This window comes from Thermotoga sp. RQ7, assembly GCF_000832145.1.
Lineage (GTDB): Bacteria > Thermotogota > Thermotogae > Thermotogales > Thermotogaceae > Thermotoga > Thermotoga neapolitana.
In genome coordinates this window covers 1057052-1076605 of the sequence record NZ_CP007633.1, presented here as the reverse complement: position 1 = coordinate 1076605, position 19554 = coordinate 1057052, and the positions used below count along the sequence as shown (strand labels likewise).

Sequence of the window (19554 nt, the reverse complement as noted above, 5' to 3'; positions counted from 1 at the left end):
GGTGACCTACAAAAAACTTCACGAGTGGGATCTATCCCCAGAAGAGGCAATGAAGATCCAGAATGTTCTGAGAGAGAAGATTCTCTTCAAACCCTTTGAGGGTGAACCGAAGTACGTGGCGGGGGTTGATCTTTCGTTTCCAAAAAGAGAAGAAGGACTTGCTGTGATCGTAGTGATGGAATATCCCACCTTCAAGATAGTGGAACTCGTCTCAGAGAGAGGAAAGGTTGATTTTCCATACATTCCAGGACTTCTTGCCTTCAGAGAAGGCCCTCTGTTTTTGAAAGCATGGGAAAAACTGAAGACGAAGCCAGACGTTGTGGTCTTCGATGGACAGGGTATCGCACATCCAAGAAAACTCGGTATCGCGTCGCACATGGGACTCTTCATAGAGATACCAACGATCGGTGTAGCAAAGTCGAGGCTCTATGGAACCTACAGAGAACCGGAGAACAGAAGATGTTCCTGGAGTTATCTCTACGATAACGAAGAGATAATAGGCTGTGTGATGAGGACCAGGGAAGGAAGTGCCCCCATCTTTGTCTCCCCCGGCCATCTTATAGATGTGGAAAGTTCCATCAGGCTGGTCAAGTCGTTCACCTTACCTGGAAGAAGACTTCCAGAGCCCACCAGAATGGCACACATCTACACCCAGCGCTTGAAGAGGAGTCTCTTCTGAGAAGTTTTTTCCGGACTGTGATAAAATAGATTCAGCCTTGAACCAGACGGATGTCTGGAGGGAGATTGTTTTGAGCGAAAAATGGAAAAAAATGGGGGAAATTTTCAGGAAAAAGCGTGAAGAAAAAGGCATCACGCTCCTTGATGCGTCTTTGTTTACAAACATAAATCCCTCTAAACTGAAACGCATTGAAGAGGGAGATCTTCAAAATCTCGACGCAGAAATCTATGTCAAAAGCTACATAAAACGATACGCAGAATTTTTAGAACTCCCTCCAGAAGAGATGCTCAAAATGTACGAAGAAGGAAAAAGCGACATAGCACCGGAAGAAAAGAAAGAGAAGAGAAAGAAAGAGGAGGAAAAAAGCAGAAGTCACAACCTTGTTCTGATTCCATTTCTGGTGATAGGAGTGATGCTTCTTGCTTTTGCGATCTTTGAAAATCTCAGACTGCAGAGAACACCACCAGCGTACCTGATCACTTCAGATGAAGTGATTCTAAACGGCAAAACGGTGAAAGGAACAATCCCACTTTCGGAAGGAAAGTACACGGTGGAGACTCAGGGCGAGGTCATCTTGAGAACTGCATCTGAAGAGTGGAAGATAAAACTCAAAGAGTTCGAGGTGAGGGTCCAGTGGGAGAGGTGAAGGTACCGGATCTGGTGAATCTGGTCATGTTCATATTCGCATCTCACATAGATTACTGGTTCAACGAATTAAAGCCTGTTCTCGAAGAAAGATTTGGACCAATGGATTACATTTCCGACAGCCTCGATTTTGAAAAATACACCCTTTACTATTCAGAAGAAATGGGACAGGGTCTGAAGGGAAAACTGGTGAGTTTTGAAAGACTCATACATCCTCATCAGCTTGCGGACATAAAACTGGAGACGAACTCCATAGAGAAGATGTTTTCTATAGAGGGAAAGAGAAGGGTGAACATCGACCCAGGATACATCCACCATACACAGTTCGTTCTTGCGTCAACAAAGCACTGGGGGAACCGCATCTACATAGGAAAGGGAATCTACGCCGAAGTGACGCTCGCTTACGTGAGAGGAAGGTTCAAAGACATGGAGTTCACGTATCCAAACTACAGAGAGGAAGAGTACAAAAAACATCTGGAAAGGATCAGAGAGATCTATCTGAAGAAGAGGAGGAAAATCTTGAAGTGAAAGTTGGAATAAAGGTGCTTGGCTGTCCAAAGAACGAAGCAGACTGTGAAGTTCTGGCAGGTCTTCTCAAGGAGAAAGGTCACGAAGTCGTCCACAACGTTGAGGAAGCGGACATCATTGTGCTCGACACCTGTGCCTTCATCGAGGATGCCAAGAAAGAATCGATAGATGAGATCCTCTCGTTCGTCGAGGCAAAAGAGGATTACGGTTACAGACTCGTTGTGAAAGGATGTCTCGTTCAGCGATACTACAGGGAACTGAAAAAAGAAATTCCGGAGGTGGACCAGTGGATAGGCGTTGTCGCTCCGGAAAAAATCGTCTCGCTTCTCGAGAACGGAGAGGATCTGGTACCACAGCGTCCTGAGACTGTCTACAGCTACAGAAAGAGGGTAAATCTGGAGGAAAAGCCCTACGCGTACGTGAAAATATCCGACGGTTGCAACAGAAAGTGTACCTTTTGTTCCATACCCGCCTTCAAAGGGAACCTGAAAAGTAGAAGCATAGAAGACATAGTTCACGAGGTGGAAGATCTTCTTGCAGAGGGAAAAAAGGAAATAATCCTGGTTGCCCAGGATACGACCTCTTACGGTGAAGATCTCTACGGGAAACAGGCCCTGTCTGATCTTTTGAGACGGCTGAACAGTCTAAAGGGTGATTTCTGGATTAGGGTCATGTACCTTCATCCCGATCACCTGACGGACGAGATAATAGACACCATCCTGAAACTGGAAAAGGTTGTGAACTACTTCGACGTTCCCGTTCAGCATGGAAGCGACAGGATACTGACCCTCATGGGAAGGATCAGAAGTTCTAAAGAGTTGAAAAACATGTTGTTGAGAATAAGAGATAAAGCCCCGGATGCTGTTCTCAGAACCAGTGTAATAGTGGGCTTTCCAGGAGAAACTGAAGAAGATTTTGAAGAGTTGAAGAGATTCGTGGAAGAGGTAAAATTCGACAAACTCGGTGTTTTTGTTTACTCGGACGAGGAAGGAACAGTCGCTTCTTCTTTGAAAAACAAAGTCGATCCAGAAACAGCCCGAAGAAGACAGGAAGAACTCTTGCTTCTTCAAGCAGAGATCTCCTACGAAAGACTGGATAGGTTCATTGGAAAAAGTATGAAGGCACTCGTTGAGGGAAGAGAAAACGGCTATCTGATAGGGCGCACCTTTACAGAAGCTCCCGAGGTGGACGGAGTTGTTTTCATAAAAGGAAGGGGTGAGATGGGAGATTTTCTCGAAGTAACCATAGAAGAACACGATGAGTACGACATGTGGGGGATTGCTCGATGAATCTGGCGAACTTCTTTTCCATTCTGAGGGCAGTTCTGACGATACCTGTTGTCTGGTTCTACATGGAAGGCTGGTACGCTCTGGCTTTTTTTGTTTTCCTGTTTGCTGCGTTCACAGACTATCTGGATGGTTTCTTCGCAAGAAGGAGAAATCAGATTACGGACTTCGGAAAGGTCTTCGATCAGGTGGCAGACAAGATCCTTGTGATATCCACAGCCGTTTCGATGATGGATATTCTTCCGATCTGGTACGTTCTGACTGTTTTTGCAAGGGACACCTTTGTGAACGGTCTCAGGATCCTGGCAGCGAGCAGGGGAAACGTCGTTCCAGCCAGATGGACAGGAAAGATGAAAACCGTATCTCAGTTTGTGGTGCTGATAGGAGTTTTTCTTCTCAAACTGGGATTTCTTGAACCACCGATTCTGCAGTCACTCGTGATCATATCGCTTGCAGTAACAATTCTGTCCGGGATCACGTACACGATGGACCTTGCAAGATTTATGAATATGGAGGGATAGCACATGAGAACCTTCATTGCCATCGATGTGAACGATGAGGTCAAAAAACAGGCTTCTGAAGTTATCGAAAAACTCATGAAAAGAGGTTTCGGTGCAAGTTGGGTTTCTGAAGAAAGCTTGCATCTCACCCTCTTTTTTCTTGGAGAAGTCACTGAACAGAAAGTTTCTGAGATAGCAGAGCATCTTTGCAGGCGTGTGAGAGGGTTTCCTTCGTTTTCTTTCACGGTGAAAGGTTTCGGATATTTCAGAAGGGGGAAAGCCCCCCGGGTTTTCTGGCTTGGAGTGGAAAACGCAGACCGTCTCAACAGGTTGTACGAGGAGCTGAGAAATGAACTTTCACATCACGGTTTTTCTTTTGAAGAGAAGTTCATACCCCATATCACCATAGGCAGAGTGAAGTATTATCCTGACAAGTGGGAAAAACTGGTTGAAGACATCGATTTTTCCCCCGTTGAGGTGGCGGTGGACAGTTTTAAGATTTATTCCTCCACACTGACACCTTCAGGTCCCATTTACAGAGCACTTTACGAATGTCATTTCGAAGGAGGATTGATCAGACATGGCTGAGGAAAAGCAGAAAAAGAGTGTACTGGAGAAGGCCTTGAAGAGGATAGAAGAAAACTTCGGCAAGGGTTCCATAATGATACTGGGTGACGAAACCCAGGTCCAGCCTGTGGAGGTCATTCCGACGGGCTCCATCGCGATCGACATCGCAACCGGCGTTGGAGGATACCCAAGGGGAAGGATCGTGGAAATCTTCGGACCGGAGTCCAGCGGAAAGACCACGCTGGCACTTCACGCTATAGCGGAAGCCCAGAAGATGGGTGGTGTGGCCGCTTTCATAGACGCAGAGCATGCCCTCGATCCCGTGTACGCGAAAAATCTTGGTGTGGATTTGAAGAGCCTTCTCATCTCCCAGCCTGATCACGGAGAGCAGGCACTCGAGATAGTGGACGAACTCGTGAGAAGCGGTGTTGTGGATCTCATCGTTGTTGATTCCGTCGCCGCACTGGTACCCAGAGCCGAGATAGAAGGTGCCATGGGAGACATGCAGGTGGGACTTCAGGCACGTCTCATGTCACAGGCACTGAGGAAGATCGCAGGGAGTGTGAACAAATCGAAAGCAGTTGTCATATTCACAAACCAGATAAGGATGAAGATAGGCGTCATGTTTGGAAGCCCTGAAACTACAACCGGTGGCCTTGCCCTGAAGTTCTATGCAACCATGAGACTCGAGGTCAGAAGAGGAGAAGCACTCAAGGAAGGAAAAGACGTCATAGGCAACGTGGTGAACGTAAAGATCGTGAAGAACAAAGTGGCACCTCCGTTCAAGACAGCTCAAACCTACATCATCTACGGAAAAGGTATCGACAGGGAGTACGAATTGTTCCATATCGGGGTGGACGAAGGTGTTATAACCAGGAAGGGCAGCTGGTACTACTACACCACTCTTAAAGGAGAAGAAGTCTCTTTGGGACAGGGCGGATCCAACGTCGTTCAGTTCCTCAAGGAAAATCCACAAATAGCGGAGGAAATCGAAAGGAGAATAAAGGAAAAATATGGCTTACTACGGCAAACGGAGAAGGAACCAGAGAAAGCAGACAAATCCTCTTAAGTACGCTTTGAGACTCTTAAAATACCGCGTCAGGTTTGAAAGCGAACTGAGAAATCGTTTGAAAAGCAAGGGTTTTTCTGATGAAGAGATTGAAAACACGATCGCCACATTGAAAAAGCAAGGCTACATCGACGATGAAAAGGCTGCTTATCTTTTCGCAGTGGACGAGATGCGTCTGAAACTCTTTGGACCAAAGATCGTGAAGATGAAACTGAGATCACTCGGAGTAGACGAAGAAACATCCGAAAGGGCGATAGAAAGAGCTCTCTCTGAAATAGATTTTCCTGAAGAGCTGAAGAGATTGAAAGTACGTTTTAAAAGTCGTCAGGAAATGAAAGACTACCTCTACAAAAGAGGGTTCGAGATTTCTCACATCGAGGAAATTCTCGATCAAATAGATGGAGGTGAACGATGATGTTGTGGTATGTACTCGCAGGTGTCGGAGGACTTCTGGTGGGATACCTAATCGCAAATTATCAGATAAATCAAAAACTCAAAAAGGCAGAAAAAGACGCAAAGTCCATCCTCGAAAAAGCAGAAAAGGAAGCAAACGAGATAAAGAAAAAGGCCATTGTGGAAGGTAGAGAAGAAGTTCACAGATTGAGGGAAGAGTTCGAAAGAGAAAGAGCACGAAAGGAAGAAGAACTCAGATCACTCGAGGAAAGGCTTCTAAAAAGGGAAGAACTTCTCACCAGAAAGGAAGAGAATCTGGAAAAGAGAGAAATCCAGATCGAGGAAATGAAAGCAAAACTGGAAGAGAAGATGAAAGAAGTGGAAGAAAAGGAAAAACGAATAGACGAAGAACTCAACAAACTCGCGGGTATGACCGTTGAGGAAGCAAGAGAGTTGATTCTGGAAGAAGCGAGACAGAGATACGAACACGACCTTGCAAAGCTCTACAAAGAAATGAAAGAGCAGGTAGAAGAGGAGGCCGAAAAAGAAGCAAAGAAGGTCATAGCGTTTGCCGTACAAAGATACGCGCCGGATTACGTGGGAGAAATCACCGTTTCCACCGTTTCTCTTCCATCCGATGATATGAAAGGGAGAATCATAGGAAGGGAAGGAAGAAACATCAGGACCTTTGAGAAGATCACAGGCGTCGATCTGATAATAGACGACACACCAGAAGTGGTTGTGCTTTCCTGTTTCAATCCACTCAGAAGGGAGATCGCCCGCATCACTCTGGAAAAACTCGTAGCAGATGGGAGGATACATCCTGCAAGGATAGAGGAGATGTACGAAAAGGCAAAACAGGAAGTTGAGAAGGCCATAAAGGAGGCAGGACAGGAAGCCACATTCAAAGCAGGAGTTATGGGACTCCACCCGGAACTCGTGAAACTCCTTGGAAAACTCAAATACAGAACAAGTTACGGTCAGAACGTTTTGAACCATTCCATAGAGGTGGCTCTTCTTGCTGGCTACATGGCTTCGGAACTCGGTTTGAATGCCGACAAAGCAAGAAGAGGTGGACTGCTCCACGACATAGGAAAAGCGGTGGATCAGGAACTCGAAGGATCACACACCACCATAGGGGCAGAACTTGCCAGAAGATACGGTGAAAAAGAAGACATCATCAACATGATACTCAGTCACCACGGAGAAGAAGATCCAAGAACACCAGAAGCGGTGCTCGTGGCAGCCGCCGATGCACTGTCTGCCGCAAGACCAGGTGCAAGAAGAGAAAGCCTGGAAAATTACATCAAGCGACTCATGAAACTCGAGGAAATTGCAAAGAGCTTCAAGTATGTTGAAAAAGCATACGCTATTCAGGCGGGAAGAGAAATAAGGGTGATAGTGGAACCGGACAAGGTGGACGATGCACTCGCCGAAAAACTCGCTTACGACATCTCGAAAAAGATAGAAGAAGAGCTCGAATACCCAGGTGTGTTGAAAGTGGTAGTCATAAGAGAGAAAAGAAGCGTTGCTTACGCAAAATAAAAAAGCCCCCGCAAGGGGGCTTTTATTTTTTTGTAAAACTGCGATTTTTGAACATAAAGCAGAATAATTTCCTCTGTTTGGATATATTTGGCAGATACGCGCGAAAAACAGGACTTGATTTAACATGGACATTTTTTGTATAAAGGTTATGTAAGCGCTTACAGGGGGTGTAGGGGTTGCCAACAATAGAAGACGTTGCAAAACTTGCAGGGGTTTCCATCGCCACCGTCTCACGGGTGATAAACGGATCAGGATACGTCTCTGAGAAAACCAGATACAGAGTCTGGAAGGCAATAGAAGAGCTTGGATACAGGCCAGAAATTTCGGCGAAAATCCTTGCTTCGAAGGGAAAACTGTTCCACGCTTATATCTTCGCCAGCAAAAGAATCCTTTCGCCCCTTCAAACCAGCGGTATTCTCGGTGAGTTCTACGGAGTGATAATAAAAGCCATAGAGGAAAATTGTGAGAAACTGGGGATAAAAGTGGAATTGAAATTTCTCGAGGAATTTTCAAAGTACACCGACACAGATGGATACATATTCGTTGGTGGAGACGTCACAAGAGAGTTCATAAGAGAGGCGAAATCCGAGAAGAAACCCTTTGTTCTCGTGGATCATTACATACCCGGTGAAAGAGTGGATTGTGTGATAAGTGATGGATACGACGGTGCTGTTTACGCAACGAATTACCTCATATCCAGAGGGTTCAAAAAGATCGTACACATTCACGGACCGCTTCAACCGTATGGTTTCAAGATGAGATACGACGGTTACAAAGACGCCATGGAAAAAGCCGGTCTGATGCCTCGTTTTTATGAATGCGATGATACAGAAGAAGGTACAAGAAAAATTGTAGATATAATGCTGAACTCTTACGGAATACCCGAGGCCATTTTTACATCCAACGACAGCATTGCCTTCTGGGTGATCAAACGACTCAAAGAACATGGCTTGAAAATTCCAGATGACGTTTCCGTTGTAGGTTTCGACGATATTGTTGACGCAGAAAATTTCGATCCACCGCTGACAACACTGAGGGTGTTCAAATACGAAATGGGGTGTGTTGCATGTAAGCGCTTACACGAATTGTTGACAAAGGTGAATCCCCATCCTCTTCGAACACTTGTCTTCACTCAGTTTGTAAAGAGAAAAAGCACAAAATGACCTCAACCTTCTATAGAGGAGGGATCTTTATGTGGAAAAGGGTTCTTTTCATCACTCTGGTAGCTCTTTCGGTCTTTGCACTAGCTGATGTCAAAAAGATCGTGTTCTGGACGGCTCCAAATCCAAACCAGGAAGCCTTCTGGAAAGCCCTCGTTGAGAAATGGAACGCAGAGCACCCGGATGTTCAGATCGAATGGTCCGTCATACCAGCGGCAGGAAGTTCTGAAGAAGCTATCCTGAACGCCATCGCTGCTGGGAACGCTCCTGATATCTGTACCAACATCTTCAGTGGTTTTGCAGCTCAACTCGCAGAAGAACTGGATGTTCTGGTTGCCTTCGATGAGGAGTTCGGAGAAGAGTTCTGGAAACTTGCAGACGCAAGGAAAATGAGGAACATACTCGAAGGCTGGAAACTCAACGGACACTACTACGTGATACCCATTTACTCCAACCCGATGCTCTTCTGGTGGAGAGGCGATCTTTTGAAGGAACTCGGATACGACAGACCTCCCAGGACCTACTCTGAAGTGTACGAACTCGCCAGAAAATGGGTCGTTCCCAAGGAAAGGTACGTTATAAGAGCCGTTGCCGGAAGAAACTGGTGGGACAGATGGTTTGATTTCATCACGTTCTACTACGCAGCAAGTGGCGGAAAGCCCTACATCGAGAACGGAAAAGCAGTTTTCGACAATGAGTACGGAAAGGCCGTTGCTGAGTTTATCTACACCCTCTTTAAAAACGGCTGGACTGCTGTGGATCTGGGACAGGATCCATTTGAAAACGGCACAATCCTTGGTCAGATCATGGGGCCGTGGCATCTGAGCTACACGAAAGAGCACTATCCCGACGTCTACCCACACATAGTGATGACACCTCCTCCTGTTCCAGACAACTATCCCGAAGACAAACCTGTCTACACGTTCGCCGATACCAAGGGACTTGTGATGTTCAAACACTGCAAATATAAGAAAGAAGCGTTCGAGTTCATCAAATGGGTCTTCTCCAATGCCCAGAACGATGCAAAATGGATCGAACTCACCCACATGCCGCCAGCCAGAGAAGATCTTGGAACGAATCCTGTGTTTGCCGAGTACATGAAGGATCCATACTTTGCGAAGATAGCCGAGTACGTTGCCTATGCGGTACCACCTGCCCTCATCACCAACACTATAGACGTTCAGAACGCTATGACCACGTACCTGATTGAGCCTCTCATGTACCTGAAAGCCACCCCCGAAGAAGCACTGAAAAGAGCCGTCGAAGAGATCAACGCACTTCTCTGGTGAGGGGGACATCCCCTCACCTTTTTCATCAGGAGGGATAGAATGTCGCTAAAAAAGAAGGAAGCGGGATTGGGTTGGAGTTTGATATCGATATATCTTCTCTACACGGCGATATTTTGGGGCTATCCGTTCGTCTGGATGTTGATTCTTGCTTTTTCCAAATGGAAGTTCGTGGGATCTCCCAGATTCATTGGCCTTCAGAACTTCTTCCGGATCTTTGAAGACAAGATGTTCTGGAGAGTTTTTCTGAACACGATGAACTTTCTTTCTTACTTCATCCCCATGGTGTTCGTTGCTTCTATCCTGTTTGCACTCGCTCTGAACAGAATGAAATATTTCAAAACCTTTGTGACTCTCAGCTTCTTAGTCGCTTATGTCTCTTCAGGTGTTGCCTACTCCATTATGTTCCAGAGGATCTTTTCAGAGGTGGGACCGATAAACAGGTTCCTGTACAACACCTTCGGTATCACGATACCGTGGTTCACCGATCCACAACTTGCAATGTTAACCATAGCCATCATGGTCACATGGAAGTTCGTTGGATACTACGGTCTTATTCTTTACTCAGGACTTCAGGCCATTCCAAAGTCCATATACGAAGCAGCAGAGCTGGATGGTGCAACTCCATGGATCAGATTCTGGAAGATCACACTTCCTCTCCTGAATCCTGCCATCGTGACGGTTTTGATTCTGGCTGTGAACCTCTCCTTTGGTATATTCACCGAACCATACATGATCACGGGTGGAGGTCCCATGAACAGAACTCTCACATTCATGCTTTACATGTACAACACCGCCTTTCAGAGGATAAATCCCAGTTACGCGACAACCATAGCGGTCATGACCGCTCTCATAAACTTCTCGATAGTCATCTTCATCAGAAAGGTCATTGAAAAAGAGGTGACCATAGTATGAAGAAGACTAGAGAGATCATCTTCCACGGGGTGATGCTGGTCCTTGCTTTGATATGGATCTATCCATATGTCTGGCTGTTTCTCTCCTCGATAAAGCCAGCCGACGAGATCTTCACCAGGTTCTTTCCAACAAGAATCACCCTTGAACATTACGAGTACATATTCACAATGGCAGAAAAGATGGAACGCCCCTTTTTGAGGGCTTTCCTGAACAGTGTTTTTGTCACAGTCACTGTGACTCTTTCTGTGGTCATAACCTCTGCAATAATTGGATACGGTCTGGCAAAACTCAGATTCAAAGGAAGCAATGCCGTATTCAACTTCATTATCTTTCAGATGCTCTTTCCGGGGTTCATGTTCATCATTCCTCTCTTTGTGTTGATAAGAAAACTTGGCCTTTACAATACTTACCCGGCCATGATCGTTCCCTTTCTCATGAGTGCGTGGGGTCTTTTTATGATCACGCAGTCCTACAAAACGATTCCACAGGATTACATAGAAGCTGCAAAGATTGACGGTGCGAGCACCTTGTGGATAATATTTAAAGTGATGATTCCCCTCTCGAGAAGCACCCTCTCTATCGTGGGTCTTTTCACATTCATAGGAATCTGGGACAACTTCCTCTGGCCCCTCATGGTGGTGAAAGACTACAATAAAATGCCGCTTTCTGTTCTTCTGGCCACTTTCAACCATGAGTATGCAGCCTACGTTGGACCGTTGATGGCGGGGTCTGTGATTCAAACGATACCCATGGTCCTCATCTTTTTGATTTTCAGGAAACAATTCTTGCAGGGAATCTCTATGTCCTTCAAGTAGAGGAGGGAGAGCATGGAACTCAAACTCGAAAGACACCCGGCGAATCCCATTCTGGAACCTTCTCCGTACTTTCTCTGGGAAAGCCGCTTTGTTTTCAACCCGGCTGTGGTGTACGACGGAGAACTTTTCCACATGCTCTACAGAGCCCAGGGAGAGGACATGGTCTCAAGGATCGGCTACGCTGTGAGCACCGACGGAATCCACTTCAACAAATTCGAAAAGCCCGTTTTCTCACCAAAGAGTGACGACGAGCTCTACGGAGTGGAAGATCCCAGGATCACAAAAATTGGTGATGAATATTACATGCTCTACACTGCCTACTCACCGCGTGGTGTGAGAATCGCCATGGCGTCGACGAAGAACTTCATCACCTGGAAAAGATATGGGGTTGTGATACCGGACATAGACAACAAAGATGCTGCGCTGTTTCCAGAGAAAATCAACGGAAAATACGTCATGTTCCACAGAATACCACCTGATATGTGGCTTGCCTTCTCAGACGATCTTGTACACTGGGACAACTTCGTGAAGATCGCATCTCCTCGTCAGGGAATGTGGGATGACCTGAAGATAGGAGTTGGTGCCCCTCCGATAAAGACCGAGTACGGCTGGCTTGTCCTGTACCATGGTGTTCAAAACACGGGAACCTCCCGGCCAATCTATCGCCTTGGTTTCATGCTGCTTGACCTGGAGGATCCCACGAAGGTGATAAAGAGATCGAAAGAGCCGATCCTTGAGCCAGAGGAAGACTGGGAAAAATTCGGCGGCGTTCCAAACGTGGTCTTCAGCGATGCGATGATAGAATACAACGGCTACTACTACGTGTACTACGGTGCAGCGGACAACTGCATCGCTCTTGCCACAATTCCTGTGGAAAAAGTGATGAAGTGGTGTAGAGAATGACAGGGGGCTTTCAGTGTGAAGGGAAAACTGTGGAGAATGCTTTCAGAAATTGTTCCCTACACCATCTCAAGGAAAGAAAAACTGAAAGACTGGTCTTTTTCCGACGGTTCAGAGGAAAAAACCGTCACACCACCTTTTGAGTGGGATTTCAACTCCGCTCCTGTGTGGTTCAGAAAAGAGTTGGAACCCTTCTCCGTCGCTGAAGGACAAAGGGCCTATCTGGAACTCTGGTTCGGCGGAGAGACCCTTGTTCTTGTAGATGGAAAGCCCTACGGTGAAATCAACGAGTATCACAGAACACTGAACATCACGCTTCTTGCTGATGGAAAGCCTCACACGATAGAGGCTCAGGTAATGCCAAGGGGGCTCTTTGGAAAACCAGAAAAGCCGGTGTTCAGTAAAGCATTTTTCACGATCATCGATGAAGAGTTGATGAAAGTGGTAAAAACACTGGAACTTGTCATAAGAACAGCAGAGGTGGTAGATGACAGGGCGCTGTCGAAAAAGCTTCTTGACATCTCCGAAGAATTTCTCTCGAAAATATGGATTCCAAGAGACACAGAAACATATTTGAAAGCCGCTCCCATGGATCCCGGAATAAAGGATGAAATTAAAAACACCTGGAGTACACCTGAGTTCAGAGAATTTTCCGGAGCGCAGCTTCCAGGCGAGTTAAGAAAAAGCATTATAGACGAGTTTGGAAGGTTCAAAGAGAAACTGAAGAAACTCAAAGAAGAGCACCCGAGTACTGGAATCGTCCACCTTGTAGGGCATTCCCACATAGATTATGCCTGGCTCTGGCCGGTTGAAGAGACGAAAAGAAAGATCCTTCGCACCTTCGCAAATTCTGTTCTACTTTCAAGATTGTATCCGGAGTTCGTCTACACTCAATCTTCTGCTCAAATGTATGAAGATCTCAAGAAAAACTCGCTTGAACTCTTCGAAGAGGTTAAGAAACTCGTTGAAGAAGGAAGATGGGAACCCGTTGGTGGCATGTGGGTGGAGTCAGATTGTAACGTTCCTTCGCTGGAGTCCCTGATAAGGCAGTTCTACTATGGACAGAAGTTCTTTGAGAAAGAGTTCGGTAAAAAGAGCAAGGTTTGCTGGCTGCCGGATGTGTTCGGCTTTTCCTGGGTTCTTCCTCAGATTCTGAGAGATGTGGGAATAGAGTACTTCGTTACGACCAAACTCAACTGGAACGACACGAACGAGTTTCCATACGATCTGTGCCGCTGGAGAGGAATAGACGGCTCAGAGGTTCTGTACTTCAGTTTCAAAAATCCAAACGAAGGATACAACGGAAAAATAGATCCAGACACCATCTACAAAACCTGGAACAACTTCAGGCAGAAGGATCTCACAAACAAGGTTCTTCTTTCGTTCGGCCACGGTGACGGTGGTGGAGGACCAACTGAGGAGATGCTGGAAAACTACAGGATAATGAATCAGATCCCGGGAATTCCGCATCTTGAAATGGGAACGGTCGGAAGTTTCTTTGAGAAAATGAACGTTGATGGAGACCTTCCCGTGTGGGACGGAGAGCTGTACCTTGAAGTCCACAGAGGAACGTACACCTCCCAGTCCAGGGTGAAGAAACTCCACAAAGAAGCAGAAGACGGTCTTTATCTTGCAGAGTTGATATCTGCCTTCTCCGATAGAGACTTTTCCGAAGAAATTGACGATCTCTGGAAGGCTGTCTTGAGAAACGAGTTTCACGATATCCTTCCTGGTTCTTCGATAAGAGAGGTCTATGAGGACGCAGAAAAAGAGCTGACCTTCGTGAAAGAAAGAGCAGAAAAGATCGTCAGAGAGTCCATAGACTCTCTTCGAGTCGAGGGCGAAAACACTCTGACCCTTCTGAACGCTTCGTCTTTCCCGAAGAGGTTCTGTTTTAAACTCAACGAAGATCTTAATCTTTATCTTTCCTTCCAGGGCAGAGTCCTTCTGAAACAAAGAACACACGATGGAAAGTACGTGTACTTCCTGGACACAGAGATCGCTCCTTTCTCAAAGATAGAGCTGGAGGTTCAGAAGAGCACAATTGAAAAGCCCGCAAGGAAAGACGAAAGTCTTTTCATGGAAAATGAGTACATGAGGGTCGAAGTGAAGGAAGATGGAACGATACAGATCTACGATAAAGAACTGGACAGGTACATCTTCGAGGAAAAAGGAAACATCTTGAAACTCCACAAAAACATTCCTCCCTACTGGGACAACTGGGACATAGCAGAGGGTGTGGAAAAGACAGAATACACCCTGAAAGCAAAAAGCGTGGAAAAAGTAGAGTTCGGTCCTGTTCGAGAGGTGGTACGTGTCGAATACGAGGCAGAAGGCAGCAAGATCACACAATACTACATCCTTTACAGAAAAAGCAGAAGGCTCGATATAGAAACAAAGATAGACTGGCACACAAGAAGGGCCCTTTTGAGGGCGTACTTTCCCACCACCGTTCTGTCGAGAAGAGCAAGGTTTGACATCTCAGGTGGCTTTATAGAAAGACCCACACACAGAAACACCAGTTTTGAAAAGGCGCGCTTTGAAGTGCCCTTCCACAGGTGGATGGATCTTTCGCAAACAGACTTTGGTGTTTCCATTCTAAACGATGGAAAGTACGGTGGAAGTGTTCATCAGAACGTTATGGCAGTTTCTCTGATAAAAGCCGGGATCTTTCCGGATTTTCTCTGCGATGAAGGAAAACACGAGTTCACCTACTCCATATATGTTCACCCCGGTGATGACCTGAGAGACGTTGTGAGAGAAGCAGAAGAACTGAACAGACCCCTTCTTGCCGTTTCTGGAAGGTTGAACATTCCCTCTTCTTTTCTGGAAGTTTCTCCACAGAATTTCAAACTCACTTCACTCAGAAAGGTGAAAGGAAAGATCGTCATAAGACTTGTCGAGATCTTCGGAACATCCGGTAAACTCTCGATTAAGATCCCCTGGGAAGGAAAGATCTATCTGACAAACCTTCTGGAAGAGGAAAGGAAAGAGGTCTCTTTCCCCTTGAGTTACCGACCGTTCAAAATCTACACGTTCGTTGTGGAGTGAGAAGGCTTCTTTTGCCTTTGAAAGAGCGGGATTTCTTCCCGCTCTTTGTTTAACCTAACTAATTCTACGTAATCTCCCATAAAAAATAACTTAAGGGATTCTTTTGAGAAATGTTCTCAATTTGTATCACACTTATGTTATAAAAATACCAGGACGGAAGAAATGAATGTCAATAAGACCATGACAACTTGAGAAGGAGGTGATACTATGATGATGTTCCTGCCACCAGAAGTTATAAGGGAGATTCACGAAGAAAGGGTAAAGAAGGCCCTTGAAAACCTCAAAGCCATCGAACTCGAAGAAAAACTCCTTGAAAGAGCAAAAGAAGAAGAAAAAGTCTCCTCCAGAAGGAGGAGAAGGAAAGAGAAAGAACCAGTGGAAGTTTGAAAAACTCTCATTTCCTACCTTTCAGTATCTCAGACCTCCCAGGCGTCCCTCCCCCATTTTAATCATCCAGCCTGAGTTCTATATCGGCAGAGTTTTGAATGTACGTGATCGTTGAATCGTTCAGGTAGAAGACTACAGATGCAACCGAGGTCAAATCTGAAAGCCAGTTCTGGATCTCGCTGTTCACATTTTCCACTTCGTCTTCGTCTACTTCAAATTCTTCTTCGGAGGATTCACCGGTGTCCGTTGTTTCCGGAAGTGTGAACTCGCACACGTAAAGGGTGTAAGTTGCCTCTTTCAATTCCTCGAAGGAGAAATCGTCGTCTGTGATTTCAAGATCAACGAGTGTAGCAGAACTTGTCTCTCCTTCAAAGAGAGCAACAAGACATGTGGTTCCCGCCAGTGTCTCCTTAAGCTCTCCTTCAACTTCGTACCTGTATCTGTACTCTTCACCTTCACCTGGGCCGTGTTCGTATTCGTGTCTTTCTCTGTGGTATGGAACAATGACCGGTCTGAGTATGTACTGATTTTTTCCCTGAACAACTCGAAGGGATCTTGCCACATCGAAATCGAGAACGATCTCATCACCACTTTGCACTATGATAGGCTTTATGATCTTAATCTTCCTGGAGGGAATGTTGACGGTTTCGCTCTGACCGTTTACAACAGCGGTTGCAGCGTCAACGTAGAGTCTGATCCAATCGAGTTCGGCACCTTCGGGCAGTTCCATTTCGAAAAACTGTACTTCAGTTCCTGCAAGTGAGAGAAGATCGAACTCGTTTTCCAGCAGGGTGGCAGTGGCGTCATACCCCTCTCCGTTCAGTGAGTAGTGGTACGTCACATCGGAAATCTTCACCTGCAACTGTTCAATATCAAAGGATGGGTTGTCTGTGAGATACACAGGAACTTTTGTTATGTTCGTTCCTGTGGTGAAAAGCACACATCCAGATATCAGTCCCAGAAACAAAACTGCCCAGAGAGCGTACTTCATGGTTTCACCTCCTTTCGTTGAAGTATTTTAACTCCAGATTAGCAAAAAGTCAATTTTGAGCAACGAAATGTTTTTCTTGTGAGAATAAATGTCTTTTTAAAAAGCACATTTTGTCATCTCAATAAACTAACAACATTGAATTTGTATAAACCATCCAGAAATTAAAACAAAGCAGAATCAGAAGAAAATGGTTTCTTTTCGACAATATTCATCGATACTTGCTCGTGGCTTTCCTTCCTTGGATTTTGAATGAAAACATTTTCACATTAGAATACTCACGATAAAAAGCCTCAGAGAGGTGATAGCATGAAGTTCGGCTACTTCGATGACAAAAACAGAGAATACGTCATAGTAACTCCCAGGACACCCTATCCGTGGATAAATTACCTGGGGACAGAAGATTTCTTTTCCATCATCTCCCACATGGCGGGGGGCTACTGTTTCTATAAAGATGCAAGGCTCAGAAGGATCACCAGGTTCAGGTACAACAACGTGCCAACAGACGCTGGAGGAAGGTATTTTTACATAAGAGAAGAAGACGGAGATTTCTGGTCTCCCACCTGGATGCCGGTGAGGAGAGATCTTTCGTTCTTTGAAGCAAGACACGGCCTTGGGTACACGAAGATCGCTGGGGAGAGAAACGGTCTGAGAGCGACCATCACCTTTTTTGTTCCAAGGCATTTCACAGGAGAGGTCCATCATCTTGTACTTCAAAACAGAACGGAACGACCAAGAAGGATCAAACTCTTTTCCTTCATAGAGTTCTGTCTCTGGAACGCCCTCGATGACATGACGAACTTTCAGAGAAACTACAGCACCGGAGAAGTGGAGATAGAAGGTTCTGTGATATACCACAAAACAGAGTACAGAGAAAGAAGAAACCACTACGCGTTCTACTCCGTGAACCATTCGATAGATGGTTTCGACACAGACAGGGAGTCATTCATGGGTCTTTACAACGGTTTTGAGGCTCCTCAGGCGGTTGTGGAGGGCAATCCCAGAAACTCCGTGGCGAGTGGCTGGGCACCCATTGCATCTCACTATCTTGAACTTGAGATCCCACCTCTTGGCGAAAAAGAACTCATCTTCATACTCGGCTACGTAGAAAATCCCGAAGAGGAAAAATGGGAAAGACCCGGGGTGATAAACAAAAAGCGTGCAAAAGAAATGATAGAAAGGTTCAAAACAGGTGAAGACGTTGAACGCGCTCTGAAGGAACTGAAGGAATACTGGGATGAACTTCTTGGAAGAATACAGGTGGAAACACACGATGAAAAACTCAACAGGATGGTGAACATCTGGAACCAGTATCAGTGCATGGTCACTTTCAACATCGCGCGGAGCGCTTCCTACTTTGAATCCGGAATCAGCAGGGGTATAGGTTTCAGAGATTCAAATCAGGATATACTTGGATTTGTCCACATGATACCGGAAAAGGCAAGACAGAGGATTCTCGACCTTGCCTCCATCCAGTTTGAAGACGGAAGCACCTATCATCAGTTCCAGCCGCTCACAAAAAAGGGAAACAACGAAATCGGTGGAGGATTCAACGACGATCCCCTCTGGCTCATTCTCTCAACCAGTGCGTACATCAAGGAAACGGGAGACTGGAGCATTCTGAACGAAGAGGTTCCGTTTGACAACGATCCAGACAAAAAGGCAACGCTTTTTGAACACCTGAAAAGATCTTTCTACTTCACCGTGAACAACCTCGGTCCACATGGTCTTCCACTCATAGGAAGGGCGGACTGGAACGACTGTCTCAACCTGAACTGTTTTTCCAAAAATCCAGATGAATCCTTCCAGACAACCGTCAACGCCCTCGATGGAAGGGTAGCAGAATCCGTCTTCATAGCAGGACTGTTCGTTCTGGCTGGAAAAGAGTTCGTGGAGATCTGCAGAAGACTCGGACTCGAGGATGAAGCAAAAGAGGCAGAAAAACACGTGAAGAAAATGATAGAGACCACTCTGGAGTACGGCTGGGACGGAGAGTGGTTCCTCAGGGCGTACGATGCCTTTGGAAGGAAAGTGGGAAGTAAAGAATGTGAAGAAGGGAAGATCTTCATAGAACCACAGGGAATGTGCGTGATGGCGGGAATAGGAGTGGAAAACGGATACGCAAAGAAAGCACTTGATTCAGTGAAAGAGCACCTCGACACACCTTACGGCCTTGTTCTTCAGCAGCCCGCTTACAGCAGATACTACATAGAACTAGGTGAGATCTCGAGTTATCCACCGGGCTACAAGGAAAACGCTGGTATATTCTGTCACAACAATCCGTGGGTAGCGATAGCAGAAACTGTCATTGGAAGAGGAGACAGAGCCTTTGAGATCTACAGAAAGATCACTCCCGCCTATCTGGAAGACATAAGTGAAATCCACAGAACAGAGCCCTACGTCTACGCACAGATGGTGGCAGGAAAAGATGCACCAAGACACGGAGAAGCCAAAAACTCCTGGCTCACAGGAACAGCGGCATGGAGCTTTGTTGCGATAACTCAGTACATTCTGGGAGTAAGGCCCACCTACGATGGCCTCATGGTGGACCCGTGCATACCTGAAGATTGGGACGGCTTCAAAATCACAAGAAGGTTCAGGGGAGCAATCTACGAGATAACGGTAAAAAATCCCCACCACGTTTCCAAAGGTGTAAAAGAGATAACCGTCGACGGAAAGAAAATTGAGGGACAGGTCCTTCCAGTTTTCAGTGATGGAAAAGTGCACAGAGTAGAAGTTCTGATGGGATGATCTTCCCTCATGTTTCAAACTTTGAAGAAGGGGCCATCCCCTTCTTTTTTTGTGGTACAATAGTTCGGCAAACAAACTACAGCAAAGAG

Annotated in this window: 18 protein-coding genes; 17 read left to right on the top strand and 1 reads right to left on the bottom strand. The window is 45.9% G+C overall.

Annotation, left to right across the window (positions count from 1 at the left end; translation table 11 throughout):
• Window position 1 precedes the first annotated feature (1 nt).
• The 16 genes from nfi (at window position 2) to TRQ7_RS05265 (ending at window position 15726) form a co-directional block, all read left to right on the top strand.
• A complete protein-coding gene (gene nfi / locus TRQ7_RS05340) occupies window positions 2-679 on the top strand; it encodes an endonuclease V (protein ID WP_041844183.1) in 678 nt (225 codons plus the stop codon).
• A gap of 70 nt (window positions 680-749) precedes the next feature.
• Window positions 750-1325, top strand: a complete 576-nt coding sequence (locus TRQ7_RS05335; protein ID WP_041844182.1) for a helix-turn-helix domain-containing protein — start codon at window positions 750-752, stop codon at window positions 1323-1325.
• A complete protein-coding gene (locus TRQ7_RS05330; protein WP_041844181.1) occupies window positions 1313-1852 on the top strand; it encodes a DUF4416 family protein in 540 nt (179 codons plus the stop codon). Before TRQ7_RS05335 ends, TRQ7_RS05330 begins: the two co-directional genes overlap by 13 nt.
• Window positions 1849-3141 carry a 30S ribosomal protein S12 methylthiotransferase RimO gene (gene rimO, locus TRQ7_RS05325; protein WP_041844180.1) on the top strand — a complete coding sequence of 431 codons (1293 nt, stop codon included), beginning with the start codon at window positions 1849-1851 and terminating at the stop codon, window positions 3139-3141. Before TRQ7_RS05330 ends, rimO begins: the two co-directional genes overlap by 4 nt.
• Window positions 3138-3659 carry a CDP-diacylglycerol--glycerol-3-phosphate 3-phosphatidyltransferase gene (gene pgsA / locus TRQ7_RS05320; protein ID WP_041844179.1) on the top strand — a complete coding sequence of 174 codons (522 nt, stop codon included), beginning with the start codon at window positions 3138-3140 and terminating at the stop codon, window positions 3657-3659. The genes rimO and pgsA overlap by 4 nt, the downstream gene beginning before the upstream one ends.
• Before the next feature lie 3 nt (window positions 3660-3662).
• A complete protein-coding gene (gene thpR / locus TRQ7_RS05315; RefSeq protein WP_041844178.1) occupies window positions 3663-4226 on the top strand; it encodes an RNA 2',3'-cyclic phosphodiesterase in 564 nt (187 codons plus the stop codon).
• Window positions 4219-5274 (top strand): recombinase RecA, encoded by a 1056-nt coding sequence (gene recA / locus TRQ7_RS05310; protein ID WP_015919287.1) that lies wholly within the window; start codon window positions 4219-4221, stop codon window positions 5272-5274. Before thpR ends, recA begins: the two co-directional genes overlap by 8 nt.
• Window positions 5219-5689, top strand: coding sequence for a RecX family transcriptional regulator (locus TRQ7_RS05305; protein ID WP_041844177.1), 471 nt, complete (start codon window positions 5219-5221; stop codon window positions 5687-5689). The genes recA and TRQ7_RS05305 overlap by 56 nt, the downstream gene beginning before the upstream one ends.
• On the top strand, window positions 5689-7212 hold the full coding sequence (gene rny / locus TRQ7_RS05300; protein ID WP_201771674.1) for a ribonuclease Y: 1524 nt from the start codon (window positions 5689-5691) through the stop codon (window positions 7210-7212). The genes TRQ7_RS05305 and rny overlap by 1 nt, the downstream gene beginning before the upstream one ends.
• A 176-nt stretch (window positions 7213-7388) precedes the next feature.
• Window positions 7389-8375 carry a LacI family DNA-binding transcriptional regulator gene (locus tag TRQ7_RS05295; RefSeq protein ID WP_041844175.1) on the top strand — a complete coding sequence of 329 codons (987 nt, stop codon included), beginning with the start codon at window positions 7389-7391 and terminating at the stop codon, window positions 8373-8375.
• A 29-nt stretch (window positions 8376-8404) separates the two neighbouring features.
• On the top strand, window positions 8405-9661 hold the full coding sequence (locus TRQ7_RS05290) for an extracellular solute-binding protein (protein ID WP_041844174.1): 1257 nt from the start codon (window positions 8405-8407) through the stop codon (window positions 9659-9661).
• 39 nt (window positions 9662-9700) lie between these two features.
• Window positions 9701-10573, top strand: coding sequence for a sugar ABC transporter permease (locus TRQ7_RS05285; protein ID WP_015919282.1), 873 nt, complete (start codon window positions 9701-9703; stop codon window positions 10571-10573).
• Window positions 10570-11388 (top strand): carbohydrate ABC transporter permease, encoded by an 819-nt coding sequence (locus TRQ7_RS05280; RefSeq protein WP_041844173.1) that lies wholly within the window; start codon window positions 10570-10572, stop codon window positions 11386-11388. Before TRQ7_RS05285 ends, TRQ7_RS05280 begins: the two co-directional genes overlap by 4 nt.
• Before the next feature lie 12 nt (window positions 11389-11400).
• Window positions 11401-12291 carry a glycosidase gene (locus tag TRQ7_RS05275; protein WP_041844172.1) on the top strand — a complete coding sequence of 297 codons (891 nt, stop codon included), beginning with the start codon at window positions 11401-11403 and terminating at the stop codon, window positions 12289-12291.
• Window positions 12292-12306: 15 nt separating this feature from the next.
• The gene (locus TRQ7_RS05270) at window positions 12307-15339 is read left to right on the top strand and encodes an alpha-mannosidase (protein WP_041844171.1); all 3033 of its coding nucleotides are present in this window, start codon (window positions 12307-12309) and stop codon (window positions 15337-15339) included.
• Between the two features lie 207 nt (window positions 15340-15546).
• The gene (locus TRQ7_RS05265) at window positions 15547-15726 is read left to right on the top strand and encodes a hypothetical protein (protein WP_015919278.1); all 180 of its coding nucleotides are present in this window, start codon (window positions 15547-15549) and stop codon (window positions 15724-15726) included.
• A gap of 58 nt (window positions 15727-15784) precedes the next feature.
• Here TRQ7_RS05265 and TRQ7_RS05260 read toward each other — a convergent pair whose 3' ends face one another.
• Window positions 15785-16717, bottom strand: coding sequence for a DUF4382 domain-containing protein (locus TRQ7_RS05260; RefSeq protein WP_015919277.1), 933 nt, complete (start codon window positions 16715-16717; stop codon window positions 15785-15787).
• A gap of 306 nt (window positions 16718-17023) precedes the next feature.
• Between TRQ7_RS05260 and TRQ7_RS05255 the strand changes: the two genes are divergently transcribed.
• A complete protein-coding gene (locus TRQ7_RS05255) occupies window positions 17024-19465 on the top strand; it encodes a glycosyl hydrolase family 65 protein (protein WP_041844170.1) in 2442 nt (813 codons plus the stop codon).
• Window positions 19466-19554 lie beyond the last annotated feature (89 nt).

Bases quoted from the DNA above. Each gene is read 5' to 3' on its own strand.
- pgsA (WP_041844179.1), top strand. From the start codon at position 3,138: ATGAATCTGGCGAACTTCTTTTCCATTCTGAGGGCAGTTCTGACGATA.
- thpR (WP_041844178.1), top strand. From the start codon at position 3,663: ATGAGAACCTTCATTGCCATCGATGTGAACGATGAGGTCAAAAAACAG.
- recA (WP_015919287.1), top strand. From the start codon at position 4,219: ATGGCTGAGGAAAAGCAGAAAAAGAGTGTACTGGAGAAGGCCTTGAAG.
- TRQ7_RS05305 (WP_041844177.1), top strand. From the start codon at position 5,219: ATGGCTTACTACGGCAAACGGAGAAGGAACCAGAGAAAGCAGACAAAT.
- rny (WP_201771674.1), top strand. From the start codon at position 5,689: ATGTTGTGGTATGTACTCGCAGGTGTCGGAGGACTTCTGGTGGGATAC.
- TRQ7_RS05290 (WP_041844174.1), top strand. From the start codon at position 8,405: ATGTGGAAAAGGGTTCTTTTCATCACTCTGGTAGCTCTTTCGGTCTTT.
- TRQ7_RS05285 (WP_015919282.1), top strand. From the start codon at position 9,701: ATGTCGCTAAAAAAGAAGGAAGCGGGATTGGGTTGGAGTTTGATATCG.
- TRQ7_RS05280 (WP_041844173.1), top strand. From the start codon at position 10,570: ATGAAGAAGACTAGAGAGATCATCTTCCACGGGGTGATGCTGGTCCTT.
- TRQ7_RS05275 (WP_041844172.1), top strand. From the start codon at position 11,401: ATGGAACTCAAACTCGAAAGACACCCGGCGAATCCCATTCTGGAACCT.
- TRQ7_RS05265 (WP_015919278.1), top strand. From the start codon at position 15,547: ATGATGATGTTCCTGCCACCAGAAGTTATAAGGGAGATTCACGAAGAA.
- TRQ7_RS05260 (WP_015919277.1), bottom strand. From the start codon at position 16,717: ATGAAGTACGCTCTCTGGGCAGTTTTGTTTCTGGGACTGATATCTGGA.
- TRQ7_RS05255 (WP_041844170.1), top strand. From the start codon at position 17,024: ATGAAGTTCGGCTACTTCGATGACAAAAACAGAGAATACGTCATAGTA.